Annotated in this window: 21 protein-coding genes; 11 read left to right on the top strand and 10 right to left on the bottom strand. The window is 73.4% G+C overall.

The window, feature by feature from the left end; all coding sequences use genetic code 11:
- Positions 1-102: 102 nt before the first annotated feature.
- Both ACIQ7D_RS29080 and ACIQ7D_RS29075 read left to right on the top strand, forming a co-directional pair.
- Positions 103-636 carry a hypothetical protein gene (locus ACIQ7D_RS29080; RefSeq protein WP_403942504.1) on the top strand — a complete coding sequence of 178 codons (534 nt, stop codon included), beginning with the start codon at positions 103-105 and terminating at the stop codon, positions 634-636.
- Complete coding sequence (locus ACIQ7D_RS29075) at positions 633-1886, top strand: glycosyltransferase 87 family protein (protein ID WP_403942501.1); 1254 nt, start codon at positions 633-635, stop codon at positions 1884-1886. Before ACIQ7D_RS29080 ends, ACIQ7D_RS29075 begins: the two co-directional genes overlap by 4 nt.
- On the opposite strand, the gene ACIQ7D_RS29070 is transcribed toward ACIQ7D_RS29075, so the two are convergent.
- A complete protein-coding gene (locus ACIQ7D_RS29070) occupies positions 1858-3066 on the bottom strand; it encodes a PP2C family protein-serine/threonine phosphatase (RefSeq protein ID WP_403942498.1) in 1209 nt (402 codons plus the stop codon). The genes ACIQ7D_RS29075 and ACIQ7D_RS29070 overlap by 29 nt on opposite strands.
- Before the next feature lie 313 nt (positions 3067-3379).
- Here ACIQ7D_RS29070 and ACIQ7D_RS29065 point away from each other — a divergent pair, with 313 nt between their 5' ends.
- Positions 3380-4150 carry a DUF4232 domain-containing protein gene (locus ACIQ7D_RS29065; RefSeq protein ID WP_403942495.1) on the top strand — a complete coding sequence of 257 codons (771 nt, stop codon included), beginning with the start codon at positions 3380-3382 and terminating at the stop codon, positions 4148-4150.
- A gap of 212 nt (positions 4151-4362) precedes the next feature.
- Here ACIQ7D_RS29065 and ACIQ7D_RS29060 read toward each other — a convergent pair whose 3' ends face one another.
- The gene (locus tag ACIQ7D_RS29060; RefSeq protein ID WP_403942493.1) at positions 4363-5061 is read right to left on the bottom strand and encodes a GntR family transcriptional regulator; all 699 of its coding nucleotides are present in this window, start codon (positions 5059-5061) and stop codon (positions 4363-4365) included.
- Positions 5062-5196: 135 nt separating this feature from the next.
- On the opposite strand from ACIQ7D_RS29060, the gene ACIQ7D_RS29055 reads away from it, so the two are divergent.
- Both ACIQ7D_RS29055 and ACIQ7D_RS29050 read left to right on the top strand, forming a co-directional pair.
- Complete coding sequence (locus ACIQ7D_RS29055; protein ID WP_403942491.1) at positions 5197-6678, top strand: NCS1 family nucleobase:cation symporter-1; 1482 nt, start codon at positions 5197-5199, stop codon at positions 6676-6678.
- Positions 6679-6682: 4 nt separating this feature from the next.
- Entirely contained in the window at positions 6683-7408 is a 726-nt protein-coding gene (locus ACIQ7D_RS29050) for an aspartate/glutamate racemase family protein (protein ID WP_403942488.1), read from the top strand.
- Between the two features lie 59 nt (positions 7409-7467).
- Here the strand turns inward: ACIQ7D_RS29050 and ACIQ7D_RS29045 are convergent, their stop codons facing one another.
- The 8 genes from ACIQ7D_RS29045 to ACIQ7D_RS29010 all read right to left on the bottom strand — a co-directional run bounded on the left by ACIQ7D_RS29045 (position 7468) and on the right by ACIQ7D_RS29010 (position 15913).
- A complete protein-coding gene (locus tag ACIQ7D_RS29045) occupies positions 7468-8688 on the bottom strand; it encodes an exo-alpha-sialidase (protein ID WP_403942485.1) in 1221 nt (406 codons plus the stop codon).
- Positions 8688-9482 carry an HpcH/HpaI aldolase/citrate lyase family protein gene (locus ACIQ7D_RS29040; RefSeq protein WP_403942483.1) on the bottom strand — a complete coding sequence of 265 codons (795 nt, stop codon included), beginning with the start codon at positions 9480-9482 and terminating at the stop codon, positions 8688-8690. The genes ACIQ7D_RS29045 and ACIQ7D_RS29040 overlap by 1 nt, the downstream gene beginning before the upstream one ends.
- A 61-nt stretch (positions 9483-9543) precedes the next feature.
- Entirely contained in the window at positions 9544-10533 is a 990-nt protein-coding gene (locus ACIQ7D_RS29035; protein WP_403942480.1) for an aldo/keto reductase, read from the bottom strand.
- Complete coding sequence (locus ACIQ7D_RS29030) at positions 10530-11462, bottom strand: ATP-binding cassette domain-containing protein (RefSeq protein WP_403942478.1); 933 nt, start codon at positions 11460-11462, stop codon at positions 10530-10532. Before ACIQ7D_RS29030 ends, ACIQ7D_RS29035 begins: the two co-directional genes overlap by 4 nt.
- Positions 11459-12382, bottom strand: a complete 924-nt coding sequence (locus tag ACIQ7D_RS29025; RefSeq protein WP_403942475.1) for an ABC transporter ATP-binding protein — start codon at positions 12380-12382, stop codon at positions 11459-11461. Before ACIQ7D_RS29025 ends, ACIQ7D_RS29030 begins: the two co-directional genes overlap by 4 nt.
- 3 nt (positions 12383-12385) lie before the next feature.
- Positions 12386-13378, bottom strand: a complete 993-nt coding sequence (locus tag ACIQ7D_RS29020) for an ABC transporter permease (protein WP_403942472.1) — start codon at positions 13376-13378, stop codon at positions 12386-12388.
- A gap of 3 nt (positions 13379-13381) precedes the next feature.
- On the bottom strand, positions 13382-14311 hold the full coding sequence (locus ACIQ7D_RS29015) for an ABC transporter permease (RefSeq protein ID WP_403942469.1): 930 nt from the start codon (positions 14309-14311) through the stop codon (positions 13382-13384).
- A 3-nt stretch (positions 14312-14314) separates the two neighbouring features.
- Positions 14315-15913, bottom strand: coding sequence for an ABC transporter substrate-binding protein (locus ACIQ7D_RS29010; RefSeq protein ID WP_403942467.1), 1599 nt, complete (start codon positions 15911-15913; stop codon positions 14315-14317).
- Positions 15914-16166: 253 nt separating this feature from the next.
- Here ACIQ7D_RS29010 and ACIQ7D_RS29005 point away from each other — a divergent pair, with 253 nt between their 5' ends.
- The 6 genes from ACIQ7D_RS29005 to ACIQ7D_RS28980 all read left to right on the top strand — a co-directional run bounded on the left by ACIQ7D_RS29005 (position 16167) and on the right by ACIQ7D_RS28980 (position 26268).
- Positions 16167-17630 (top strand): four-carbon acid sugar kinase family protein, encoded by a 1464-nt coding sequence (locus tag ACIQ7D_RS29005; RefSeq protein WP_403942465.1) that lies wholly within the window; start codon positions 16167-16169, stop codon positions 17628-17630.
- Positions 17627-18676 (top strand): 4-hydroxythreonine-4-phosphate dehydrogenase PdxA, encoded by a 1050-nt coding sequence (gene pdxA / locus ACIQ7D_RS29000; protein WP_403942463.1) that lies wholly within the window; start codon positions 17627-17629, stop codon positions 18674-18676. The genes ACIQ7D_RS29005 and pdxA overlap by 4 nt, the downstream gene beginning before the upstream one ends.
- A 52-nt stretch (positions 18677-18728) precedes the next feature.
- On the top strand, positions 18729-19544 hold the full coding sequence (locus ACIQ7D_RS28995) for a DeoR/GlpR family DNA-binding transcription regulator (RefSeq protein ID WP_403942461.1): 816 nt from the start codon (positions 18729-18731) through the stop codon (positions 19542-19544).
- A 504-nt stretch (positions 19545-20048) separates the two neighbouring features.
- A complete protein-coding gene (locus ACIQ7D_RS28990) occupies positions 20049-21875 on the top strand; it encodes a BTAD domain-containing putative transcriptional regulator (RefSeq protein ID WP_403942459.1) in 1827 nt (608 codons plus the stop codon).
- 117 nt (positions 21876-21992) lie between these two features.
- Positions 21993-24272: a TOMM precursor leader peptide-binding protein gene (locus ACIQ7D_RS28985; RefSeq protein ID WP_403942456.1), complete on the top strand. Its 2280-nt coding sequence runs from the start codon at positions 21993-21995 to the stop codon at positions 24270-24272.
- Positions 24262-26268 carry a TOMM precursor leader peptide-binding protein gene (locus ACIQ7D_RS28980; protein WP_403942455.1) on the top strand — a complete coding sequence of 669 codons (2007 nt, stop codon included), beginning with the start codon at positions 24262-24264 and terminating at the stop codon, positions 26266-26268. The genes ACIQ7D_RS28985 and ACIQ7D_RS28980 overlap by 11 nt, the downstream gene beginning before the upstream one ends.
- Positions 26269-26304: the final 36 nt, after the last annotated feature.

Below are 26304 nucleotides of genomic sequence, written 5' to 3'. Positions count from 1 at the left end.
GGCGGGTCGGCGCCGGTGTGCCCCGCCATTGTGGGGGGCGCCCCGGGGGGGGACGGGCGGCGGCGCGCCCGCGGCCCGGCCCCCCCCCCCACCACCGCCCTGGTGACGGCCGTGACCGGCACGGGGTACGGCTGGCTCGCCACCCTCTCCACCCCCGTGTCACCGGACAACTGGTCCCTCACCAGCGGACTCGGCCGGCTCAGCGGCGTCCTGCTGGACGCGGCGGGCACCGGCCTCGGTGAGCTGGCCGTACCGGTGTGGCGCTGGTGCGGACTGGCGGCCACCGCCGTGGCCGTCGCGCTGCTGTGGCTGCGCCGCGCACGCCTCGGACCGGTGTACGCGCTGGCGCTGAGCCTGCTCGCGGTCTTCGCGCTCGGGCCGGCGTTCCGCCCCTGGTACGCGCTGTGGGCACTGTTCCTGATCGCCGCCGCCGCGCCCGACGGCCGGATCCGCCGCTGGGCCGCGGTCGGCAGCGGCGTCCTGGCCCTGGCCCTGCTGCCCAGCGGCGCCCCGCCGGACGTGATGCGGATGACGCTCGCGGTGGGCGGCGGGGCGCTCGGGGCGCTCGCCCTGTGGTGGATGTTCGAGATGTCGGGCCCGGCGACGCTGCCCTCCCGCGCCCGGACCGCGGCATGAGCGTGAGAGCCCCGCACCGGGCCGTGGCGGCCCCCGCCCGCCGGGTCCTCACCGCCGGCTGCCTGGTCGTGGCCACCGCCGTCTTCCTCGCGACCGTCCCGCTGCACCGGGACTTCTTCGACGTGGCCGTCTACTGGGGCGCGGTCGGCGACTGGGTCCACGGCGGCCGGATCTACGACTACCTCAAACCCGGCACCCACTACGGCTTCACCTACCCGCCCTTCGCGGCGGTCGCGATGGCGCCGATGGCCCTCGTCTCCTGGCCGGTGGCCGTCGCGATCAGCGTCGCGCTGAGCGCCCTGGCCTCGGCGCTGCTGCTGTACTGGCTGGCCGTCCCGGTCGTCCGGTGCGCGCTCGCCGCCCGTACGGACCCCGCGGCCGGGGAGGGCACGCGGGCGGCCGGCCGCGCCTGGTTCGTGCTCACCGTCGCCGGCTGCCTCTTCGCGCTCCTCGAACCCGTCCGTGACACCTTCAGCTTCGGCCAGGTCAACCTCCTGCTCGTGGCGCTCGTCTTCGCCGACGCGCGGCTGCTCGCCACCGGGCGCGGCCGGTACGCGGGCGTCGGCATCGGCCTGGCGACCGCCGTCAAGCTCACCCCCGGACTCTTCATCGGCTACCTGCTGATCACGGGCCGCAGGCGCCAGGCCGCGATCGCCTGCGCCACAGCGGGCGGCGCGACCCTGCTCGCGGCCCTCGTGGACCCGGCCGCGTCCCGGGACTTCTGGACCGGCGCCCTGTGGGACACGGACCGCGTCGGCGCGCTCTCCTATGTCTCCAACCAGTCGCTCCAAGGTGTCCTGGCCCGCCTCCAGCCCGACCACCCGAACCGCGTGCTCTGGGCGGTGTGCGTGCTCGCGGTGCTCGCCGTCTGGGCGTACCGCGCCCGCGCGGCCGTGCGCGCCGGTGACGACCGCGCCGGATTCGCCCTCACCGGCCTCGCCGCCTGCCTGGTCTCCCCGGTGACCTGGGTGCACCATCTCGTCTGGCTGATCCCGGCGCTGATCGTCCTGGCGGATGCGGCGTCGGCAGGGCCGGACAGCGGGCGCCGGGTCCGGCCGGCCCTGTGCGCCGTCCTGTACGTGGTGCTGTGCAGCAGCGTCGTCTGGCTGTGGCGGTGGGACTCGACCGGCCCCGACGCCTTCCTCGGCGCCAACACCTATGTCTGGATCACGCTCGGGCTGCTGTTCGTACCGCCACGTCCCCGGCGGGAAGGGCCGGCCGTCATGTCCGGGGTGGCCGCCACTCGATGAGCAGCAGGGTGGCGTCGTCGCGAAGGTGATTGTTCTGGCGGTCCAGGATCGTGTGGATGATCCGGCGCAGTGCCTCCGGCGCCAGCTCCCCGGCGTCCGCGCCGCGGATGATGGAGTCGGTGAACCGGCCCAGTCCGAACTCGTCGCCGCCCTCGATCCGTGACTCCGTCACCCCGTCCGTGTAGAGCAGGACCCGGTCGCCCGGTTCGAGCACGGTCTCGTACGACGTGCGGGGGGCCGTGGCCAGCTGGGACGGCAGCCCCATCGGCGGTTGGGCGGGCCGCTCCAGCGCTCTGTCCAGGACGCGGCGGCCACGGATCAGCAGAGGCGGGGGATGCCCGCAGTTGCACCAGCGGAAGACGCCCTGAGCCAGATCGAGCTGGGTGACGATACCGGTGCAGTACTGGTCGGGCAGCCACCGCCCGAGCGCCTGGTCGATGGTGTCCACCAGCTCCGTCAGCTCGGCGCCCGCGCGGCGGGCGTTGCGGCAGCCCGCCATCGCCACGGTGGTGGTCAGCCCCGAGGCCAGATTGTGGCCCATGGCGTCGAAGAGCGCGGCCTGCAGGGTGGACGGGGTCAGCGCGTGGTCGAAGGCGTCACCCCCGATGTGGTAAGCGGGTTCCAGCACCGCCGTCGAGACGGCGCGGTCACAGCCGATGGTGCGCGGGGGCAGCAGGCCGCGCAGCATCTCCGCGGGCAGGTCCATGGCCTCGGTCCTGGCGTAGCGCGCGTAGCTGTCGCTGTACGCGCGCTTCGAGGTGATCGCCATGGCGAGTACGGAGGCGAGCATGCGGCAGCGCCGCAGTCGCGCGGTGTCGAGGGCGTCCGTACGGATCCCCAGGATGCCCAGCCGCTCCGCCCCGTCGACCAGTGGCAGCCAGGCGGAGAGCCCGCCCTCCGGGCGCTCCTCGACGCGCAGATCGAGCCAGCGGTAGGCGGAGCCCGCGACGGAGGTGTCGACCGGGATGGCGGGCGGACCGCTGGTCAGCGGTACGAGGTGCCGCTGCTGGATGTCGACGAGATAGACGACGATCCGTTCCAGACCGATCGCGGCCGCGCACCGGTTCACCAGGGCGGGCAGCTCCATGGGGGCGGCGGTTTGGGCCCGCGCGAGGAGGTCTTCGAGCAGCCGCTCGCCGGGGCCCGGCCCGGCGGGGGACACCGGATCGGGCGCCTCCACGGGCCCGGGCGCCTCCACGGGCCCGGACGTCGCCGTGGGGCCGGATGTCTCCGTCGGACCGGATGTCTCCGGGGGACCAGGCGCCCCCGGGGGGCCGGCCGCGGGGGGTTCACCCACCATCAGCGACCACCTCCTCCCTTGAGTCTCACACCCCTGCCGCGGTTGTGCCCGCCCTGACCGGGCACACGTGCGGGCAGGCGCTCCACGGCCTTCGGAGCGGGACCGCGCCGTATTTCCCCGGACTTCCGGGTATATGTGCGATGGGTGCGTTTGTGGCGGGTATACGCATGATGCGAAGGGACAGGTGGAGCACATGTCCGATCACTCCCAGACCTCCGGGGCGACACCCCGGCGGCCCTGGCGCGCGAGCGCGGCACGGGCCGGGAAGAGCCGCGGACGATGGCGCATAGCCGCCGTGGCGGCGAGCGCGACGCTGCTGGCGGTGGCCACCGCGGCCTGCGACAGCGGCGGGGGATCCTCGGGCGGCCCGGCGGCCTCGGCCCCGCCCGCCGCCTCGGCCACCACGCCCACGGGCGGCGGCGGCACGGCGGGGGACGCCACGGAGGGCAGCGGTACGGAGGGGAGCGGTACGGCGGGCGCGCCGAGCACGCCACCCGCGACGCCCGCCCCGTCCGCACCGGCCTCGTCCACGCCACCCGTCTCGGGCCAGGCGCGGGCCACGTCGGCACGGTGTACGGCGGCACGCCTCGGCCTGGGCCTGAGCGCCCCGAACCCCGGCGCCGGCCAGATCTACTACGACCTGCGGCTCATCAACAAGGGGCCGGGCTCCTGCACCCTGCGGGGCTTCCCGGGTGTCTCCCTCCTCGCGGGCGACGGCGCCCCCATCGGCACACCGGCCACCCGTGAGGGCGGGCAGCTCCCCGCCGTGACCCTGGCCCCCGGCGCCGCGGCACACATCACGCTGCACACCCTGAACAAGGGCATCAAGGGCTCGTCCTGCTGGCCCCGGCCCAGCCTGCTCCAGATCTATCCGCCGGGCTCCAAGGACGCGATGACCCTGGCCACCTCCGCCCCTGTGGTCTGCGGCGACACCTTCAGGGTGAGCGCGGTCAGCGCGGACTAACCGTAGGGCGGGGCTCGCGGCGTCTGGTGCACTGCACTCGCTCCGCTCGCTCCGTCTCGGCGCACTGAATTGCCCTCCGGATGCCGAGCGCGATCGCAAGGCGGAGGATCGTCCTCGTACTGGACGTACTTGGACGACTCCGACAACGCGGCGAGTGTGCGTGCCAGGCGTCGCGTGCCAGGCGGGACTTTCGAAACACGCCCTAGCTTAAGCTAGCCGTACCGCTCGGGCCTTTCCCCCGTCTCGGGGCGCTCCCCGGCCGCGGCGTCCGGGCCGAACAGCCGCCGTACGGTGGAGCGGTGGTTGGCCCGGACATGGGCGAGGGCGCTCGCGCGCGCCCGCTCCGGATCCCCCGATGCGATCGCCCCGTACAACTCACGGTGTTCGGCGAGGAGTTCGGGCCACCGGTCGTTCTGGCGGGTGAGCCAGCGCAGCCGGCCGTCGACCGGCCGCATCACCGAGATCAGCAGGCTGTTGCCCGCCATGACCAGGATCCGGTCGTGGAACAGGGTGTTGACGTCGGTGATCCGTTCGGGATCGGTGATCCGGGTGGCGCTCGCCGCGGTGTCGAGCAGTTCCTCCAGCTCGGCGAGCGCGTCGCGGCCCGCGCGCTCGGCGGCGAGGCCGGCGGCGTACACCTCCAGCGCCTCCCGCAGTTCGAACAGCTCCGCCACATCGGTCCGGGTGAGGCGGCGCACCACCGTGCGGCGCGGGGTCTCGAAGAGGACGAAACCCTCGGCGACCAGCGCGCGGATCGCCTCCCGTACCGGGACGCGGGAGACCGCGAAGCGTTCGGCGAGTTCTCGTTCGACGAGCCGGTCCCCGGGGCGCAGCCGCCCCGCGATGATGTCCTGCCGCAGCTCGGCGAGTACGCGCTCGCGGACGGCCCCCAGCGGTTCGGCGGTGGTCATGCCTCCATGATCCCCGATCCCTGAGGTGATTTACCGAGCCGTAACGGCAGGGACATGCCATGCGGTGATCCGGGGCGGAACATAGTCAGGCCGTTTGGTATACCAAACCGTCCCCTGTCCCCGCCGGGAGGCCTCATGTCCCTCGCAGACCGCGCAGAACCCGTCGCGGCCCCCGCGTTCGTCCCCGATCCCCGTCTCACCAACGACGACCTCGCCCCCGCCGCCCACCGCAAGTGGAAGGTCTTCGACCTCTTCGCGCTGTGGATGTCCGACGTCCACAACCTGGGCAACTACACCTTCGCCGCCGGGCTGCTCGTGCTCGGCATGAACGTCTGGCAGATCTTCACCTCCCTGCTCGTCGGCTTCGTCCTGATCTATCTCGGGATGAACATGATGGGCCGCGTCGGCCAGCGCCACGGCGTCCCCTTCCCTGTGGTCGGCCGCATCAGCTTCGGGGTCTGGGGAGCCAACATCCCCGCCCTGATCCGGGCCGTCATCGCCATCATGTGGTACGGGATACAGACCTATCTGGCCTCCGTCGCCGTCAATGTGATGCTGCTCGCGGCGCTGCCGGACCTCGTCTCCTGGACGCGCCACTCCTTCCTCGGGCTCGACGCGCTGGGCTGGACCTCGTTCCTGATCCTGTGGGCCGCCCAAGCGCTGATCATCAACCGCGGCATGGAGTCGGTGCGTAAGTTCCAGGACTTCTGCGGACCGGCGATCTGGCTCGTGATGATCGTGCTCGCCGTGTGGATCCTCGCCAAGGCGGGCTGGACGATCTCGCTCACCTCCACACCGCACCCCGTCTCCACCGGAAAGCAGTTCGCCCAGTGGTTCGGCGCGATCGGCCTGATCCTGTCGATCTACGGCACGCTCATGCTCAACTTCTGCGACTTCTCGCGCTTCGCCCCCGACTACCGCACCGTCAGGCGCGGCAACTTCTGGGGCCTGCCCATCAACTCGACGGCCTTCATCATCGTCTCCGTCATCGTCACGGCCGGCTCCATCGAGGTCTTCGGCGAGGCGATCACCGACCCGGCCCTGCTCGTCGCCAAGGCGGGCAACACCTGGGTCCTGGTGCTCGGGGCGCTGACCTTCGCCGTCGCCACGATGGGCGTCAACATCGTCGCCAACTTCGTCTCACCCGCGTACGACCTGGCCAACCTCTGGCCGCAGCGGATCAGCTTCAAGGCCGGCGGGATGATCAGCACCGTCGCCGCGCTGCTGGTCACGCCCTGGAACCTCTACTCCAACCCCGCGGTCGTCAACTACTTCCTCGGCGGTCTCGGCGCCTTCCTCGGCCCCCTGTTCGGCGTGATCATGGTCGACTACTACTGGGTGAAGCGCGGGCACATCGAGGTGGACCAGCTCTTCGACGCGCGGGAGGGCTCCCGCTACTACTACCGCAAGGGCGTCAACCCCAAGGCGCTCGGGGCGTTCCTGCCGACCGCCGCGGTCGCCGCCGTGTGCGCGCTCGTCCCGTACTTCGCCGACATCGCCCCGTACTCCTGGTTCATCGGAACCGTCACCTCCGGCCTCCTCTACTCGGTGCTCTGCCGCGCGGAACGCGCCGCCGCGCCGCCGCGGGAGGCCGGACCGCGGCCGGTGGAGCTCTGACGGCATGCGGATCCTCGTCACCAACTGCAACACCACCGAGACGATGACCGAGGAGATCGTCCGGGGCGCCCGGGGCGCGGCCGCCCCCGGCACCACCGTCACCGGACTCACCCCCGACTGGGGACCCGAGTCCGCCGAGGGCTGGCTCGACAGCCATCTCTCCGCCGCCGCCGTCCTGGACGCCCTGCGCCGCCACGAGGAGCCGTACGACGCGGTCGTCATGGCCGGATTCGGTGAACACGGCCGCGAGGGCGCCCGGGAACTCCTCGACGTGCCCGTCGTGGACATCACCGAGGCCGCCGCCCATCTCGCCTGCCTGCTGGGACGGCGGTACGGGGTCGTCACCACCCTGGACCGCACCCGGGGCCAGATCGAGGACAGCCTTCACACGGCGGGCGTCGCCGCGCACTGCGCCGCCGTCGTCGGCACCGGACTCGGCGTCCTCGGCCTGGCCGACGAGGAGCGCACCGCCGCGGCGTTCCTGCACGCCGCGGAACGGGCCAGGGACGCGGGCGCCGAGGTGCTGGTCCTCGGCTGCGCGGGCATGACCGGTCTCGACCGTACGGTGGGCGACGTGGCCCGGCGCCTCGGTATGCCCGTCGTGGACGGGGTCGCGGCTGCCGTCCGGCTCGCCGAGTCACTGGTCGCGCTGGGGCTCACCACGAGCCGCGCGGGCGGCTACGCCCGGCCCCTCCCCAAACGCCGCGTCTGGTCCGCGCCGTACGGCTGACCTCCGTACGGCGCGGACCAACGGCCCTGGTGGACGGGGGCTGTCACCGCGCCGGGCCGCTACGCGGACAGGTGCGCGTCGGTCCACTCCGGCGCCAGCCTGACGTACTGGACCGAGCGGCGGTGACGGGTGTACGCGACATGCAGCGTTCCGTCACCGGAGCGGGCGACCGACGGGTAGGACAGCTCCCGGTTGAGCCCGTCCCGGGAGTTGTTGGTCAGGCAGTAGCCGTCCCCGGTCGCCAGATCGTGCCGTACCGGCCAGGTCAGCCCGCCGTCCGACGACACGGAGAGCGTCAGCGGAGCGCGGGGAGCGCCCCAGAAGGCCGCGCCCTCGTCCAGGGCCCCGGCCGGTGGCGCGGCGCCCCCGGCCGGCGTCTCCTCGCTCACGCCGTCGTCGTCGATCTCGTCGTAGAGCGACTCCCGGCGCTCGGTCGCGTCGGCCGCGCTGCTGTGGTTGTGGACCATCGCGAGCCGGCCGCCGGCCAGCGGCACGAACTGGATCGACGAGTTGTTGTTGGGCACGGCCAGCCGCTCGGGCACGCTCCAGCTCTCCCCGTCGTCCCACGACACACAGCGGTGCACGGCGTCCGCCCGGCGGCTGCGGAACAGCGCGACCAGTGAACCGTCGGGCCCCGGCTGGACGTTCATGTGCACCAGCCCGGTGGAGCCGGGCACCGGCCGCTCCGTCCAGCTCTCCCCGGCGTCGTCACTGACCATCACGGAGCTGGTGTCCCGGCCGCCCGACCAGCGCTCGCCCGGCGCGGTCAGGCACCGGAACACCGGCAGCAGCCAGCGCCCCGACGGAAGTACGGTCACCGGCTGGCGTACGAAGACGCCGCCCTCGTCCGTGGCGGGGAACACGACGCGGGACTCGCCCCAGGTGGCCCCGCCGTCCCGGCTGATCCGCCGCCGTACCTCGGCGGTGTCCTGATGACCCGCGCGCTGCGCGGTGTGCAGCAGCCACAGGTCGCCCGAGGGCGCCGGGAAGAGGACCGGGTTCTGCTCGGAGCGGCCGGTGTCGCCGGAGAGCCGCACCGGCGCGGACCACGCCGCGCCGTCCGGGGCGAGCCGGGAGAACCAGACGGAGATGTCGGCGACGCCCTCCTGCGTACCGGCGAACCAGACGCAGCCGAGGTCGCCGCCGGGCAGCACCGTCAGATTCGCGGCGTGGTTCTGCACGGCGGGCGCCGACAGCCGGGCCTCCGCGCGCCCCGGCTCGATGGGGTGCGGGCGCAGCACACCGTCCGCGTCGCCGGACGTCCCGGCCCCGGCGGCCATCAGGCGTTCCCGGACGGGCGGGCGTCGGCGAGATGACGGCCGGCGATCTGCTCCAGATGGGTCAGATCGCTGGAGACGGTCGCGAAGGTGTACCCCTCGGCCAGTCGCCTGGCCGCGCTCGCCCCGTCCGCGTTGTGGATGCCCGCGGCGATCCCGGCCGCCGCCGCGGCCTCCCGCACCGTGACCAGCGCGGCCTCGAACCGGTCGGCCACGGCCGGGTCGGTCGAGGTGGCGCCGCCGATGGCGATCCGCAGGTCGGAGGGGCCGACATAGATGCCGTCGAGTCCTTCGGTGGCGCAGATCTCCTCGACGTTGGCCAGCCCCTCCGCCGTCTCGATCATGGCGAGCACCACGGTCTGCTCATGTGCCTCGGCCGGGTTGGGGCCGATCCGCAGACCCGAGCGCATCGGCCCGTACGAGCGCCGGCCGAGCGGCGGGTAGCGTACGGCGGCCACCGCGTCGGCCGCGTCCCGGGCGTTGTCGATGAGCGGCACGATCACCCCGGCCGCGCCCGCGTCGAGCGCCTTGCCGATCGGCGTCGGGTCGTTGGCGTCGACCCGCACCAGGCCGACGGCGGTGGACCCCTTGGTGTCGATGGCGGTGAGCGACGCGAGCAGACCCGTGTACTCGATCAGGCCGTGCTGCGCGTCCAGCGCCACGTAGTCGTAGCCGAGGCGCGCCACGCGCTCGGTGGAGACCGGGGAGTCGAGGACGGACCAGTAGCCGACGAGCTGCTCGCGGGCGCGCAGCGCGGTGGCGAAGGCGGCGGGCGTACCGGACGTGTCGCGGGTCATGGGAAGGACTCCTTGAGAGCGTAGGGGTGTGCCGTGCGGAGGGCGGGGGCGCGGGGGCCGGTCAGCGGTGGTAGGCGGGCATCGGGCCGCGCAGGACGGCGCCGACCTCGTCGCAGGCCGCGGTCACGTCCGCGTCCAGCGGACCGGCCTGGGCGGCCGCGATGTTGGCCCGCAGATGCTCGGTGCGTGAACCGCCGAGCAGCAGCGCGTCGGTCGACGGCCGGTCCAGCAGCCAGCGCAGCGCCAGTTCGGTGAGCGGGACGCCGGCTTCGGAGGCGATCCCGGTGAGCTGTTCCACGGCGGCGAACAGCCGCTCGTCCCAGTAGCGCTCCCGGTACATCGCGGCCAGCCGGGAGTCCCCGAACCGGCCGGAGTCCGGGGTACGGGAGAAAGTATGACGGCCCGTCAGCAGCCCGCCGCCGAGCGGGTTGTAGACCATGGTGCGCAGGCCCGTGACGGCCGCGTACTTCGCGTACTCGACGTATTCCTCCTCCAGCCGGCGCGCCAGCAGATTGTGGAGCTGCTGGGCGACGACGGGGCGCGGCGATCCCAGGGCGTCGGCGGTGCGGGCGAGTTCGGCGATCTGCCACGCCGAGTGGTTCGAGACGCCGAGGGCGAGGATCTTGCCCTCGGCGGCGAACTCCGCGACGGCGGTGAGGGTTTCGGCGATCGGCGTGGCCCGGTCCGGCTGGTGCAGATAGAACAGATCGACGTGGTCGGTGCCCAGCCGCTGGAGGCTGCCCTCCAGCGCGGCGCGCATCCCGGCGGCGGAGAGCGGGGCGTGCCCGCCCTGGTCGGGGTGGGGGATACCGGCTTTGGTGGCCAGCACGATCCGGTCGCGGCGGCCCGGCAGCAGCTCGGCGAGGATGCGCTCGCTCTCGCCGCCCGCGTAGCCGTTCGCCGTGTCGACGCCGGTGATGCCCGCGTCCAGCGCGGTGTCGAGCATGGCGGCGGCGCCCGCGCGGTCGACGGTGTCGCCGAAGGTCATCGTGCCGAGCACGAGCCTGGACAGGGGGCGGGGGAGCTGCGGCAGGTCGATGCCGGTGGTCACGAGCGGTTGCCTTCCGGTGCGGTGGTGGACGGCGCGGCCGCGGCGGCCGCGGTCGCGCGGGGCTGCTCCGAGCGGAGCGCGGGGTTGAGGACCTGCCGGGGTTTGACGCCCCGGACGGTGGTGGGGTCGAGCGCGGCCCGGCGCAGCGCCCGGGTGTACGGCTCGGCGGGGGAGGCGAGGACGGAGGCGGTCGGACCGCGCTCGACGACGCGGCCGGCGTTCATCACCACGACATCGGTGCTGATCTCCCGGACCACCCCGAGGTGGTGGGCGATGAAGAGATAGGCGATGCCCGTCTCGCTCTGGAGCTCCCGCAGCAGCTCCAGCACCTGGGCCTGGACGGAGACGTCGAGCGCGGAGGTCGCCTCGTCGCACACCAGCAGGTTGGGCCGGGAGGCGAGCGCGCGGGCGATGCCGATGCGCTGGCGCTGCCCGCCGGAGAACTCCGGGGGCCTGCGGTGCAGCGCGGTGGCGGGCAGCCCCACCCGGTCGAGCAGCTCGGCCGCGCGCCGGGCGCGCTCGGCCGGGTCCCGGACGCCGGAGAGGCGCAGCGGCTCCGCCACGATCTGCTCGGCCGTCAGATGCGGGTCGAGCGAGCCGTACGGGTCCTGGAAGACCATCTGCACCCGCCGCCGCAGCGGGCGCAGCCGCCGCTCCGGCAGCGCCGCGATATCCGTACCGTCCAGCACGATCCGGCCCGACGCCGGCTTCAGCAGCCGTACCAGCGCCCGCGCGAGGGTCGACTTGCCGCAGCCCGACTCGCCGACGACGGCCAGCGCGCCGCCGCGCTCCAGGGTGAGGCTCACCCCGTCGACGGCGCGGAACGGTCCCCGCGCGGTCGGGTACTCGACGACCAGGTCCTCGACGCTGAGCAGGGGCGCGGCCGCCGCCGCTGCCGGCGCCGTTCCGGCCGGTGCGGGGGCGCTCATGTCGCCGCCCCCTGCGGCGCGGCGCCGGACAGCGCGTCCTCGTCCCAGGTGCCGAGCCGCGGCACGGCGGCGAGCAGGGCGCGGGTGTACGGCTCGACCGGCTCGTCCACGATGCGCGCGGCGGAACCCGATTCCACGAATCGGCCCTCCTTCATGACATGGATACGGTCGGAGACGACCCGGGCCACCCCCAGATCATGCGTGATCATCAGCATCCCGAGGGACTCCTGTTCCTGTAGCTCCATCAGCAGATCGAGAACGCCCGCCTGCACGGTGGCGTCCAGCGCGGAGGTCGGCTCGTCCGCGATCAGCAGCTCCGGCTCCCCGGCGAGCGCGACCGCGATCAGCATGCGCTGGAGCATCCCGCCGGAGAACTGGTGCGGATACGCCTTCCAGCGGGTCTCCGGATGCGGGATACGGACCTGCGCCAGCAGCTCGGTGCCCCGCTCCCGTACCTCCGCGCGGGAGAGCCCGGGGTGGCGCAGCCGCAGCGCGTCGCCGAGCTGGCGGCCGATCGTGTGGACCGGGCTGAGCGCCGTCATAGGGTCCTGCGGGATCAGCGAGACGGTGCGCCCGCGCACCGCGCGGGCCGCCGCCGGGTCGGCGAGGACATCCCGCCCGCCGATCCGTACGGAGCCGGACAGCACCGCGAGCCCTTCGGGGAGCAGCCGCAGGACGCCCATGGCGGTGGTCGACTTTCCCGAGCCGGACTCACCGATCAGGGTGACGGTCTCACCCCGGCCCACGGTGAAGCTCACCCCGTCGACGGCGCGGATCACTCCGTGCGCGGTGATCAGTTCGACCTGGAGGTTCTCGACGTCCAGCAGCGGGACGTCCGTACCGGACTCCGGCACGGTCCCGGCCGCCGGTCCGGACTTTGGCACGGTCCCGGCCGTCGCCGTGGTCTCTGTCTCCGTCATGGCTCAGGCTCCCTTCTTGGCGCGCGCCAGGCGCGACCCGCGCGGTACGCGCGCTCCACGCGGCGCCTTGACCGCCCGGGTACGGTCGCGCAGACCGTCGCCGATCAGGTTGACGCCGACCACGAGCAGGGCGATGACCAGGCCCGGCAGGGTGACCAGCCACCACGAGGTGGTGATGTAGTCCTGGCCGTCGGAGATGATCCGGCCCCAGGTCGCGAACGGCCGCTGCGGGCCCGCCCCCAGAAAGCTCAGCGCGCTCTCCAGCAGCACCGCCTGGGCGAGCAGCAGCAGGACGACCAGGCTGGCCGGGCGGATCACATTGGGGATCACATGGCGGCCCAGCACCGACCAGCCGCGCAGCCCCAGCACGCGGGCGGCGGCGACATACGGTTTCTCCCGCTCCACGAGGACCAGCGAGCGGGTGAGCCGCGCCACCTCCGGCCACTGGGCGACCGCGATCACACAGGTGATGACGGTGACGGAGGGGCCGAAGAGGGCCACCACGAGCAGCAGCATCATCAGCAGGGGCAGCGCGAGCTGGGCCTCCAGCAGCCGGGAGACGACCGCGTCGACCCAGCCGCCGAAGAACCCGGCCGCCGAGCCCGCCGCGACACCGATCAGCCCGGAGACGAGGACGGCGAGGATGCCGACCGTCAGCGACACCTGGCCGCCGTGCAGGATCCGGGAGAGCAGGTCCCGGCCGAGCTGGTCCGTGCCGAAGAGATGGCCGTCGCTGAGCGGGGGCAGCCGGCGCCGGGACAGGTCCTGCGCGTCCGCGCCGGGCAGGGGCAGCAGCGCCGCCAGCGCGACGGGCAGGACGACGAGCGCGGTGCACACCGTGCCCGCCCACAGCTTGAACCGGGCGCCGCGCCGCTGCCGGGTGGCGGTGGCACGGGCGAGATCGCGGGCGGTGACCGCGCTCGGCCGGGCGCCGGAGGGCGCGGGACCGGCGGGTGCGGGCCCTGAAGAGGCGGCGGTACGCGGGGCGGTGGTCATGTCTCAGGCCGCCTTTCCGAGGCGCACCCGCGGATCGAGCAGCGGGTAGGCGAGGTCGACGAGGAGTTGGACGAGGATCGCGAGGACCGCGGTGACCAGGACGGTGGCCTGGATGAGCGGATAGTCCCGGGTCTCCAGGGCGCGCACCACGAGCGAGCCGACCCCGGGCCAGCCGAAGACCACCTCGACCACGACGACACCGTTGAGCAGCGCGGCGAAGCGGGTGCCGAGCGCGGTGAGCAGCGGCACCCCCGAGTTGGCGAGGGCGTAGCGCCAGGTGAGGGTGGGCTCCGAGAAGCCGCGGGAGCGGGCGACCATGATGTACGGGGAGTTGAGCGCCGTGGTCATCTCGCGCCGTACCAGCCGGGAGATCAGGGCCAGTTGCAGGACGGCGACGGTGACCGTCGGCAGCACCAGACCGCTCCAGGACGTGAATCCGGAGGCGGGCAGCACGGGCAGCAGCACGGCGAAGACGGTCAGCAGCATCACACCGGTCCAGAAGTCCGGCATGGACTGACCGGTGATGGTCAGGACATTGGCGCCCAGCTCGCGCTTGGAGTCGGCGCGCCGCGCCATCCACACCCCGAGCGGCACCGCCACCACGGCGGTCACCGTGATCGCCGAGACGGCGAGGGTGATGGTGTACGGCATCCGCTCCAGGACCACGTCGAGGGCGGGGGCGTGGAAGGAGTAGCTGGTGCCCAGATCGCCGGTGAACAGGTCGCGCAGGAAGATGCCGTACTGCGTGAACAGCGGCTGGTCGAGGCCGAACTGGGCGCGGATCCTGGCGAGGTCGGCGGTGGTCGCGTTGGGACTGGCGTACGCGGCGGCGGGGTCGCCGGGCGCGAGCCGGACCAGCAGGAAGACGGTGGTGAGGGTGAGGAAGACGGTCAGCACGCTCTGGCCGAGCCGTCGGGCGAGATACTTCGGCACGGCTCAGCCCTCCAGCCGTACGGCGGACAGGTCGTAGGAGTTGATCGGCAGCAGCGACAGGTTGCGGACCCGGGTCCTGCGGGCCAGCAGGGTCTTCGGTGCGAAGGCCCAGAGGCTGGGCCATGTCTCCCAGACGGCCTTCTGGACCACGGCGAGCTGCCGGTTCCGCTCGGCGTCGTCCACCTGGGTGGCGGCGGCGGTGAGCTGCCTCTCGACGGAGGGGACGATGTATCCCATGAAGGCGTCGCCGGTGCGGTCCTTTTCGACGGTGCCGCCGTACATGCCCTGGAGCATGGTGAGCGCCTGGCCGGTGGGGCTGCCGTAGCCGTTGCCGATGACGTCCCAGTCGCCGGCCTTGCCCTGGCGCCAGGTCAGGATGTCGCCGCCCGGCTCGAACTGCCGCAGCGAGGCGCGGACGCCGACCGATCCCAGCATGTCCACGACCGCCTCCATGACGGAGGTGTCGGCGGCGAACTCGCCCGACTCCCAGATGATCCGGATCCGCAGGTCGGCCGCGCCCAGCGACCTGAGCAGGGTGCGTGCCCTGCCGGGGTCGTACTCGTAACCGCCGGTGCGCACCGCGCCTTCGAGCGCGAGCGGCACCACACCGCCGGCCTCCTCGGCCGCGCCGTTCAGCACGTCCTCGACCAGGGCTCTGCCGTCGATCGCGTAGCTGAGGGCCTTGCGCACCCGGGGGTCGGCGAGCGGACTCCCCTTCGGCTTGCGGAAGTTGTAGAAGAGCTGGCACATCCGGACGCCGGCGGTCTGCTCGACCCGGACGCCGGGGAGTCCGGTGAGCTGTTCGGCCGAGTCCGGTGTGAGGGTGTCGACGACGTCGAGTTCACCACTGCGCAGCGCGACGACCCGGCTGGACTCCTCGGGGACGAACCTGACCCGTACGGTGTCGATACGCGGGCGCGGTCCCCAGTACTCGGGGTTGCGGCCGAGGGTGTACTCACCGGCGCCCGCGTTCGCCTTGAGAACGCGGTACGGACCGGAGCCGAGGCCGCTCTGCAACTCCTCGGGACGGTTGGCGGCGGCCGGAGTGATGTGGATGTTGGCCATCAGCCGGTCGAGGACCGGTACGGGCTTGCCGGTGTGCAGCAGGAAGGTACGGGTGCCGGTCTTCTCCACGGTGGGGAGTTCGGGGAAGAGGCCGAGCAGGAAGGAGCCGTTGACCTTGCCGTACATCTTCAGGGCGGTGGCGACGTCCTCGACGGTGACGGGGCTGCCGTCCGAGTAGCACACGCCCTCCCGCAGCCGCACCGCCCACGCGGTGGGTTCCGCCATCTCGAAGCGGTCGGCCAGGACGAGCTGCGGCTTCATGCCGGGGCCGATACGGGTCAGCGCCTGCCGTACGGCGCGCTGCACGGTGACCGCGGCGTCGAACTGGTTCAGCTTGTTGTCCAGGCTCACCAGCGAGCGGTTCAGACCGAGGGTGAGGGTGCCGGGGCCGGGGGCGCCGGTGGGCCCCGCGCAGGCGGAGAGCGGGGCGAGGGCGAGGCCGGCGCCGCCGACGGCGCCCCAGCGCAGCAGGGTGCGGCGGTCGACCGCCGCACGCGGTGGAGCGTCGGGGGGAGCGCTCTGAGGAGTAGGGGTCATCGTCGACCTTCTCGGGTTCCGGGGTGCTGGACTCGCTCGTCCAGCGGCTCCTGGGCCCTGTCCCGCGACGGGGCCCAGTCGTCGGTGCCGCTCCGGCCGGCATGGTGTCCGGCCTGTTCCGCACCAACAGGTGTCGCGCCGCACAAGGTGGCACGATTGCGTGTTTCGCGCAAGAGGCCTCGCGCACTTCGCGCAACCTGTGCCATCATCGAGCACCGAGGCAGCCCGCCCCGGGTCGCCCGAGGAGGTATCCGTGATCCCTGAGCAGGCCGGACCCGAGCCGCACGGTGACCCCTGGCCGCGCGGCGGGCCCCGGGCGCGGCGGGTGCTCGCCCTCGCGGACGACCTGTCCGGCGCGGCCGAGACGGCCGCGGCGCTGCGCCGCCCCGCCCGGATCGTCCTGGGCCCCGCGGCCACCGGGCCACCCGCCCCCGGCGAGGCGCTCGTCGTGGACCTCGACACCCGGCAGCTCGACGCCGCCGCGGCCGCCTCCGCCGTACGGGAGGCCGTACGGGGCGCCGGCACCGGCACCGTGCTGATGAAGAAGACGGACTCCCTGCTGCGCGGGAACCTCGCCGCCGAGACCGCCGCCTATGCGGAGGGCGCCACCGCGCTCGTCATCGCCCCCGCGCTGCCGGTGGCCGGCCGCACCGTCCGCGACGGCGTCGTCCACCTGCACGGGACCCCGCTGCACGCCACGGACGCCTGGCGCGCGGAACCGCGGCCGGCCCCGACGTCGGTGGCCGCCGCGCTCGGCGACATGCGGACGGCGCCGGTCCCGCTGGCCGCCGTACGCGGGCCCGGTCCTGAACTGACGGAGCGGCTGCGCGCACTCGCCCTGGCCGGGCGCCGGCCGGTGTGCGACGCGGAGACGGACGCCGATCTCGACGCGATCGCCGCCGCCGCGCTGCGGCTGGGACCGGGCGTACGGCTGATGGGGACGGGCGGGCTCGCCGCCGCCCTCGGCCGGCTCCTCGACACGGGCGAGGAAGGCGACGCCGTCGCCGGAGCCTCCCCTGACGCTCCGGTGTCCGGCGTTCCGCCGACCGGGACCACGCCATTGGACGGGGCGTCACCGGACGGGCCGTCACCGGACGGAGCGACGCCGGACAGGCGGTCAGCGGACGGGCCGTCAGCGGGGCCCGGCCGTACGGTCACCCGCCCGCTGCTCGTGGTCGTCGGCACCGCGGAGCCCGCCGTTGTTGCGCAGATCGCGCAACTCGTCGCCGTCGGGGCCCGCCACACCGCCCTCTCCGCCGATCTGCTCGCGGCGCCCGGCGCGTGCCTCCCGCTCACCGTGGACCCGGGCGCCGTCACGGTCGTCAGCGTGGACCACACCCATGGGGTCAGGACCGGCGCCGCCCGCCGGGTGGTGGCCGGCCTCGCCCGTACCGTCGCCGCGGCGCATGCCGCGGCCGACCTCGTCCTCACCGGGGGCGAGACGGCGCGCCGCGTCCTGGACGCGCTCTCGATCACCCACCTCCGCCCGGTGGGCCAGATCCACCACGGCGCCGTACGCTCCCTCGCCTCCGACGGCCGTACGGTCGTCACCCGCCCAGGGAGTTACGGCGACACCGGCTCCCTGCTGCTCATCGCCCGCGCCCTGCGGCCCGACGATCCCCTCCCGAAGACCGCTCCACCCGTACCGGGCGCCGAGCACCGCGCGTCCGTCCCCCCACCGCCCGTGTCACCCGTACCGCAAGGAGAGTTCCTGTGAACGCAGCCCCGACGACCGCCCCCGTGGAGCCGACCGACCCCGCCGGACGGCCGCTCCCGCTCATCGCGGTCACCATGGGCGACGGCGCGGGCATCGGCCCCGAGGTGATCGTCCCCGCGCTGCTCCACCCGGACACCGTGCGCCGCTGCCGTCCTGTCGTCATCGGCGACGCGACGCGGCTGCGCCAGGCCGCCGGCATCCTCGGTCTCAGCTGCGAGATCGCCACCGTCGAGACCCTGGACCAGGCCGAGTTCACCGAAGGGCGCGTCAACGTCATCGACCTCGGACTGCTCCCCGCCGACCTGCCCTGGGGCCGGCTCTCCGCCGTCGCGGGCGACGCCGCCTACCAGTACGTGCGCGTCGCCGCCGAACTCGCCGTACGCGGCGACGTGCAGGGCATCTGCACCGCGCCGCTCAACAAGGAGGCCCTGCACGCGGGCGGCCATCTCTACCCCGGACACACCGAACTCCTCGCCCATCTCACCGGTGTCGAGGAGGTGTCGATGATGCTCTCCACACCGAAGGTGAAGGTCATTCACGTCACCACGCACATCGGCCTCATCGACGCCGTGCACCGGATCGAACCCGGCCTCGTCGAACGGACGGTGCGCCGCGGCCACGAGGCGATGGTGCGCGCCGGTGTCCCGGAGCCGGTCATCGGGGTGTGCGGCATCAACCCGCACGCAGGGGAGAACGGTCTGTTCGGCTACGGCGAGGAGGAGGAGAAGATCGTCCCCGCGATCGAGGTCCTGCGCGCCGACGGTATCGACGCCGTCGGACCGCTCCCGGCCGACACCGCCTTCTTCCTCGCCTCGCGCGGCGACTACGACCTGATCGTCGCCATGTACCACGACCAGGGCCACGGCCCCGTCAAGGTCATGGGCATCGAAGCGGGCGTCAACCTGACCGTCGGACTGCCCGTCATCCGTACCTCCGTCGACCACGGCACCGCCTTCGACATCGCCGGTACGGGCCGGGCCGAGGCCGGTAGCATGGTCGAGGCGCTGCGCCAGGCCGCCGAGATGGCGACCGCTCCGGCCCGTTGACCCGCAGGCGGCCCCCCGTCGGAGGACACCCGCACCGGAGGACACAGGAGTGATGGCCCCCATCGGATCGAAGGCACGGCGCGACCGCATCGTCCATCTCGCCACGACGACCGGGCTCGCCAGCGTGGAGGAGCTGTCGCGGCTCTTCGGTGTGACGGCGTCCACCATCCGCCGCGACCTCGCGAAGCTCACCGTCGACGGACAGCTCGCCCGTACCTACGGCGGCGCCATGGCGCTGGCCGCCCACCCCGAGGCGTCACTGCGCCAGCGCACGGGCGAGGCGTTCGAGGCCAAGCAGGCCATCGCGCGGTGGGCGGCGGCCGAGGTGTGCCCCGGGGAGTCGCTGCTGCTCGACGCGGGCTCCACGGTCGGGGCCCTCGCGCACGAACTGCGCACCGCGAAGGACGTCACCGTCGCCACCACCGGTCTGACGGCCCTGCAGGAGCTGGCGGATGTCGAGTCGGTCCATGTCGAGTGTCTGGGCGGCACACTGCGACCGCTCAGCCAGGGGTTCGTGGGCCCGCTGACCGAAGCGGCCCTGGAACGCCTCACGTTCGACCGGCTCTTCCTGGGGACGGACGGAGTCTCGCCCGAACACGGCATCTGCGAGGCCGACCTGCGGCAGACCCGGCTCAAGGAGCTGATGGCGCGGCGCGCGGACCGGGTGTACGTCCTGGCGCACGCGGCGAAGCTGGGCCGGCGCCCCTTCCACACCTGGACCCCGCTCAGGGCGGACTGGACCCTCGTGACCGACCAGGCGGCCGACCCCCGCGTCGTCGACGGGCTGCGCTCGCGTGGCGTCACGGTCGTCCTCACCGCGACGGAGCCGGACACTGCGCCGGGCACGGCGCGGGAGCCGGTGGGCTGAAACCGGCCACCCGAGGAGGTCCCGCGGAGCACACGCTCCGCGGGACCTCTCTTTTTGCCCGTGGGACCTCCCTTTTTGTTCGTGTTCGCGGTGGCGGACCGTATTCATGCTCAATAAGCGCCTTCTTTCCGATTGTGGAGTGGATCGGAAGGTGTCCGTACGGAATACCGAACGATGCGGGTGCCGGAGGGTCGACTTTCCGCCGACCAGTTACTAGGATGCCAAACAAGTTCTTGGCGACGGCATTGTGGGAACCCTCCATAATGTGTTGGACATTGTTCATCTCTTGGTAAAGCACAGTTAATGCCTCTCGGCATAGTTGGACGTATCGCTCCGTTGAGCAGCCCACATCGGAAACGTTGGGCTGCTCGGCCAAGCGGATACGGGGGAGTAGGGAATCCGTGCGGTCCGACAGAGGTCTGGACCACAGAAGAAAACGAAGAAATTCGTTCTGTGGATGTCCTGGCGGTGTGAGGTGCCCGTTCTTCGGCACTTTCATGCGTCATGGGCAGGGATGCTGATGCGAGGGGCGGGGGTCGCGTGCGTTTCCAGCTTTTGGGCCCTTTGAGTATTGCCGAGGGTCATGACGTTGTGGTGCTCAAACCGTCCAAACCGTCCAGCCTGCTGGCGGCTCTGCTTCTCCATCCCGGATCCGTCGTCTCCACGGGGTATCTGCTCAGGGCCCTGTGGGACGAGGACCAGCCGGCCACGGCCCGGGCCGCGCTCCAGAGCTGTGTGCTCAGGCTGCGCCGGATCTTCGTCAAGTACGGCGTCTCCGGCGATGTCATCGAGGCGGTGCCCGGCGGCTACCGGATGAACGTGGACGCGGGCACCCTGGACCTGGTGCGGTTCCGGACGCTGGTACGGGCGGCGGACGCCGCCGGGGACGCCGAGGGCGAGCTGTACCGGCTCAAGGAGGCCCTGACCCTGTGGCAGGGGCCCCTGCTCGCCAACGTGCCCTCCCTGATGCTCCACCGCGACGAGGTGCCGGGGCTCACCGAGGAGCGGCTGCGCACCCTCGAACGCGCCTGTGACATCGAGTTGGCGCTGGGCCGCTGCCGTCAGGTCCTGGTCGACCTGTGGGAGGCCGCCCGGCGCCACCCCGGCCGGGAACGCTTCTCCGAACAGCTCATCGAGGCGCTGTACCGCACCGGACGGCAGTCGGAGGCGCTGGCCGAGTACCGCACCGTCAAGGGCCGCCTCAAGGAGGAACTGGGCATCGACCCCGGACCCCCGCTCCAGCGGCTCGAACTGTCCATCCTGCGCGGCGACGACCTCGGTCCGCCCGCCCTCGACCAGGCCGCCGGCCCCCTGGAACTCGCCGCTCCGGCCAGGTCCGCGGACCTGGCCGCCGACGGCCGTACGGAGGGGGAGGAGGTACGGGTGGCGGCGCGGCCCGTACCGCCGGTGCCGGCCTTCACGGGCCGGTCGGCCGAGCGGGCCGACATCACGGCCCGGCTGACGGAGCGTTCGCCGGGGACCACCCTCGTGGTCCTCTCCGGAGCGCCCGGCATCGGAAAGACGGCGCTGGCCCGGCAGTGTGCCCATGACACCCAGGACACCTTCCCCGGCGGTGTGTTCGTCGTCGCCATGACCCACCCGGACGGCACCGCCCTCACCCCCGCCGAGGCGGCGGCCCACCTGCCGCGGCCCGGCACCGGCGACGGCAGGACCCTGCTCGTCCTCGACGACGTCACCACCGCCGACCAGGTGCGCCCCTTGCTCCCCGCGGTGACCGGCGGCGCCGCGATCGTCACCAGCCGGCGCGGACTCGCCGGGCTGGTGGCCAGCCACGGCGGCAGCGTCCACCGGCTCTCCACCCTGGACCCGGCCGAGTCCCGGCAGTTGCTCACCGCCGCGCTGGGCGCCGGACGGGTGGCGGCGGAACCGGACGCCGCCGACGAACTCGCCGACGTCTGCGGCCACTTCCCGCTCAGCCTGCGGATCGCCGCCGCCCGGCTGCTGACCCGCCCCGGGCTGCGTGTCGAGGACTGCGTCCGCTGGCTGGCCGAGGACCTGCCCGCCAGACTCTCCCTCGCCGACGATCCGCGGATGTCCGTACCGCAGGTGCTCGGACGGGCGCTGCACCGGCTGGAGCCGCGCTGGCAGGAAGCCTTCCGCCTCCTCGGCGACCAGGAAGGACTGCTGGTGCCGGTCCACGCCCTCGGCCACTCGCCCGAGGCCGAGGAGGCGCTGGAGCGGCTGGCCGACGCCGGACTGCTCGAAGAAGGGCCGCCCGGCCCCTACCGCATCCATCTTCTGCTGAAAATCTACGCGCGTCGGCAGGCGCGTGACCGGGACGGCGGCGAGGCGGCGACCGTGCCCCACTGAGAGCGCCCCGCTCTCCCGCCGCCTGCCATATCTCCCCTCCTGTCCTGCTCTCCCCGCGCTTTTGAACTCCCGTACGACCAGGCCACCTTGACCACGTATCCAGGGGTGTCATCTCTCATGGGCTCAGCGACCTACGAAGCCGTTGCCTCGACCAGTCCGCGCATCCGCCGCGACGTCCTGTTCACCGAAACACCGGACGGTGTGCTGTTCCACAACGCGGACGGCGGGTTCCAGCTCACCGCCAAGTCCGCCTACCGCTTCGCCACACTGATCGTCCCGCATCTCACCGGCGAGCACTCGGTCTCCGAGATCTGCGAGGGCCTCGGCGACCAGCAGCGCTCCATGGTGGGCGAACTGGTCAACAGCCTCTACGAACGGGACTTCGCCCGCGCCGTCCCGCCCCCGGCGACCCCCGGCGACGCCCCCGGCACCCCGCCCGACGCGGCCCGCCGGTTCGCCCCGCAGATCGCCTACGCCGACCACTACGCCGACGACGCGGAGCGCCGCTTCGAGCGCTTCCGCACCGCCCGGGTGGCCGTGCTCGGTGACGACCTCGTCGCCCGCTGGTGCGTCCTCAGCCTGATCCGCAACGGCTGCGCCACCATCGGCGTACGGCCCGCGCTCGGCGCGGAGAACATCGAGGCGATCGAGGCGGAGGCACGGGAAGCGACGGCCGACGGCTGCCCGGTGGACCTCCCGCGGATCGCCCCCGACACCCCCGACGCCCTGGTGAGCTGGGCGGATCTCGCTTCGTACGACCTCGTCGTGACGACCGGGGGGCCCGCTACGCCCGGCCGGCTCCTCCCGCTGCTGCGGGCCGGCGTACCCGAGGGCCGCACCCTGCTCCCGGCCTGGTCCTACGGCGGGCAGGCCGTCGTGGGACCGCTGATGAGGGCCGGCACCGCCGGCTGCTGGTCCTGCGCCGTCCTGCGCGTCGGCGCACAGGACGCGGCGGCCGCAGCCGACATCTGGCAAGGCCTGGCGCTGCCCGGCGCCGTACCGGCGGGCGAACTGCCCAGCGGGCCGCTGTCGGCGATGATCGGCAATCTGCTGGGGTACGAGATCTTCCGCCTCACCACCGGCGCCCTGCCCGCCGAGACCGCGGGCCAGCTGGTGATCCAGGACATGAAGTCCCTGGACGTCACCACCGAACCGCTGCTGCCGCACCCCCGCTGCCCGCTCTGCGCCGGGGCCGCCACCCGCGCGGCGGCCCGTGACGCGGCGGCCACCGGCGCCGAGCCGTCCGGTGAACTCCCCGTCGACCTGCGGACGGTGGGCCACGGCACACCGCCGATGCCCACGGCGGACACGGCCCGGGAGGCCGACGCGCTGGTGGAGGAGCTGAACCGGCGCTCGACCCTGGTGCGGCCACGGGCGGGCGTCTTCACCCGGTTCGCGGACGAACCGCTCACCCAGATACCGCTGAAGGTCAGCGTCGTCGAGTTCGGCCTCGGACACGGCGTCCGGCGCCGGGTCGCCGCCTTCGACGTGCACCATGTCGCGGGCGCCCGGCTGCGCGCCCTGAACGCGGCGGCCGGTGTGTATGCCGACCATGTCGTCCCCGCCACCGACGTGGTGACGGAGCACCCCTCGGACGCCGCACGGCCGCGACCGCGTGTCGTGGAGCCGGGGGCGCTCGCCGTCGCCCCGGGCGCGGCGGTGTCCGGCGGGCGGGTGCGCGCCTGGGCCCGGGCCACCTCCCTCCTCACCGGGGAACAGGTCCTGGTGCCCGCCGCCGCGGTACGGACCTTCGGGCCGCACAACACCGACCGGCTGGTCGAACCGACCGGCGCCGGGACCGGCGCGGGCGCCTCGACGGCCGAGGCCGCCGCCGGCGGACTGCTCTCCGCCCTCGCCCACGACGCCCTCAGCCGCACCCTGCGCGGAGCCCCGGCCCACCGGGTCGCACCGGCCGCCCTCACCGAGGACGAGGACGCCGAACTCACCTTCCTCGTACGGTCGGCGGACGTCCTCGACCTCTCCCTTGAGGTGTTCGACCTCGGCGAGAGCGAGCGGTCCGGCGTGCATGTGCTGCTCGCCAGGGGAGCGGGGCGCTGGGCCGTCGGCAGTGACACCGTCCGCCGGCACGCCGCAGTCGCCGCGATACGCGACCTGGTCGGCCAGGTGCAGCTCGGCCAGGAGGAGACCGCCGTCCCCTTCGACACCGGCGACCCGCTCCTGCGCGACCTCGACGCGTCGACGATCCGCCACGCCGATCACACCGGCACCGCCCCCTCCGCCGTCGGTGCGCGCACGACCTGGTCCGATGTGCTCGACCGGCTGAAGGCGACGGGCCGCGACGCCCTGATGGTGGAGACCGGCTCGCCCGACCTGGCCGCCGCCGGCATCAGGACCGCTCGCGTCCTGCTCACCACGGAGGAACCCCGTGGCGTCTAGCACCCTCGACGCCCGCCCGGACACACCGGCGCGGTCCCCCCGGCGGCAGGACCCGACAGGGCAGGCACTGCACGGCCCGCTCCGCCGCGCACTCGACGCACTCGGCGGCCCCCGGGCGAGAGTCACCGCACTCGGCGCCCACGACGCGTTCGCGCCCGGCGGCCCGACGCAGGCCCCGCACGCCGCGGAGCCCGGCGTCCAGGACCCCGCCGTCCCGGTCCAGGTGTACGCGGGCCACGCCGTCGTCGGCCCCCTGCCGGCGGCCGGCGGCGCCCCGGGCCCGGCGGGCTGCGCACACTGCCTGGCCCGCCGCTGGCAGGCCGTCCGGTCGGTGGCGCTGCGCGACGCCCTCGAACGCGGCGGGGAGACCCGGGCCGCCGGCCGGTGGCCCTACGCCACGCCCTTCGCGGTGGACGCCCTCGCCGCACTGATCACCGCGCTCGCGGCCGGATCCGCCGCCCCCGAAGGGCCGTTCCCCGAGATCCGCCTCCTCGACCTGCGCACCCTCACCGTCCGGCGCTACCCGCTGGTGCCCGACCCGGAGTGCCCGCGCTGCGCCACCCCCCGCGCCGACAGCGCGGAGGCCGCCCGGATCGTCCTGAGCCCCGCGCCCAAACACCGCCCCGGCGCCTTCCGGCTCCGTCCCGTGGAGTCGTACGCCCTCGACATCGCGGCCTACGCCAACCCGGTGTGCGGATCGCTGGGCCCCTCCGTCGTCCACGACATCTCCTCCACCTCCACCTCCGCCACCATCGGCTGCTTCTCGATGCGCGCCGGTGACTATCTGCGCGAGACGTTCTGGGGCGGCCACGCCGACTCGTACGACCGCAGCAACCGCATCGGTGTCCTGGAGGGGATGGAACGGTACGCGGGGATGCGGGCGCGCTCCCGGGTCACCAGCGTCACCGGAACCCTCGACCGGTTCGGCGCCGACGCGGTGGACCCGAGGGACGTCGGCCTGTACGCCGAGGAGTTCCACCGCGCCAACCCACGGGTCCGCCCCTTCGCACCCGACCGCGAGATCCCCTGGGTATGGGGGTACTCGCTCCGTGACGACCGGCCGCGCCTGGTCCCCGAGATACTGACGTACTACCACGCACCCGGTCTGGAGAATCGTTTCGTCCAGGAGAGTTCCAACGGCTGCGCCTCCGGGGGCTGTCTGGAGGAGGCCGTCTACTTCGGGCTCATGGAGGTCATCGAGCGCGACGCGTTCCTGCTGGCCTGGTACGGACAGCAGCCCCTCCCCGAGATCGACCCGGCCACCAGCGCCCGCCCCGCCACCCGGCACATGGTCGACCGGCTGGCCATGTACGGCTACCGCGCCCGGTTCTTCGACACCCGGATCACCTTCCCCGTCCCGGTCGTCACCGCCGTGGCGGAGCGCTTCGACGGCGGACCCGGCCGGATGTGCTTCGGCGCGGGCGCCGGACTGGACCCGGAGTCGGCGCTGGACTCGGCGCTCTGCGAGATCGCCACCGACGCCGTGAACCTCACCGGCCGCACCGAGCGCGACGCGCCCCGGCTGCGCGCCATGGCCCGGGACTTCGACCGGGTGACCGCGCTCCACGACCACCCGCTCGTCTACGGCGTACCGGAGATGGGCGAGCACGCCGGGTTCCTCCTCGACCCGGGCACCCCGCACCGCCACGGTGTTCCGGCCCCGCCCCCGTGCTCCGTCGGCGAGTTGAGCTGGCCGGACCCCTCCGGAGCCACCGCCTCCCCGGACCTCGGGGAGGACCTGCGGCGCTGTGTCGACGCGGTGGCCTCGGCCGGATTCGATGTGGTCGTCGTCGACCAGACCCTGCCCGAACAGCGCACACTCGGCCTGCACACCGTCAGTGTGCTCGTCCCCGGACTCCTGCCGATCGACTTCGGCTGGTCCCGCCAGCGCGCCCGCACCATGCCCCGGCTGCGCACCGCCCTGCGCAGGGCGGGACTGCGCGCGCACGATCTGCGGCCCGAGGACATCAACCCGGCCCCCCACCCGTTCCCGTGACCCGCTGCCCGGCGCCCGGCGCGCCACCGTCACCCG

This window comes from Streptomyces sp. NPDC096310, from assembly GCF_044763125.1.
Lineage (GTDB): Bacteria > Actinomycetota > Actinomycetes > Streptomycetales > Streptomycetaceae > Streptomyces.
The sequence above is the reverse complement of the archived record's forward strand: the minus strand, read 5'-3'. Positions and strand labels throughout refer to the sequence as shown.

Coding starts and splice junctions, on each gene's coding strand:
- ACIQ7D_RS29075 (WP_403942501.1), top strand. CDS start 633: ATGAGCGTGAGAGCCCCGCACCGGGCCGTGGCGGCCCCCGCCCGCCGG.
- ACIQ7D_RS29065 (WP_403942495.1), top strand. CDS start 3,380: ATGTCCGATCACTCCCAGACCTCCGGGGCGACACCCCGGCGGCCCTGG.
- ACIQ7D_RS29060 (WP_403942493.1), bottom strand. CDS start 5,061: ATGACCACCGCCGAACCGCTGGGGGCCGTCCGCGAGCGCGTACTCGCC.
- ACIQ7D_RS29055 (WP_403942491.1), top strand. CDS start 5,197: ATGTCCCTCGCAGACCGCGCAGAACCCGTCGCGGCCCCCGCGTTCGTC.
- ACIQ7D_RS29050 (WP_403942488.1), top strand. CDS start 6,683: ATGCGGATCCTCGTCACCAACTGCAACACCACCGAGACGATGACCGAG.
- ACIQ7D_RS29045 (WP_403942485.1), bottom strand. CDS start 8,688: ATGGCCGCCGGGGCCGGGACGTCCGGCGACGCGGACGGTGTGCTGCGC.
- ACIQ7D_RS29040 (WP_403942483.1), bottom strand. CDS start 9,482: ATGACCCGCGACACGTCCGGTACGCCCGCCGCCTTCGCCACCGCGCTG.
- ACIQ7D_RS29030 (WP_403942478.1), bottom strand. CDS start 11,462: ATGAGCGCCCCCGCACCGGCCGGAACGGCGCCGGCAGCGGCGGCGGCC.
- ACIQ7D_RS29025 (WP_403942475.1), bottom strand. CDS start 12,382: ATGACGGAGACAGAGACCACGGCGACGGCCGGGACCGTGCCAAAGTCC.
- ACIQ7D_RS29020 (WP_403942472.1), bottom strand. CDS start 13,378: ATGACCACCGCCCCGCGTACCGCCGCCTCTTCAGGGCCCGCACCCGCC.
- ACIQ7D_RS29010 (WP_403942467.1), bottom strand. CDS start 15,913: ATGACCCCTACTCCTCAGAGCGCTCCCCCCGACGCTCCACCGCGTGCG.
- ACIQ7D_RS28995 (WP_403942461.1), top strand. CDS start 18,729: ATGGCCCCCATCGGATCGAAGGCACGGCGCGACCGCATCGTCCATCTC.
- ACIQ7D_RS28990 (WP_403942459.1), top strand. CDS start 20,049: ATGGGCAGGGATGCTGATGCGAGGGGCGGGGGTCGCGTGCGTTTCCAG.
- ACIQ7D_RS28985 (WP_403942456.1), top strand. CDS start 21,993: ATGGGCTCAGCGACCTACGAAGCCGTTGCCTCGACCAGTCCGCGCATC.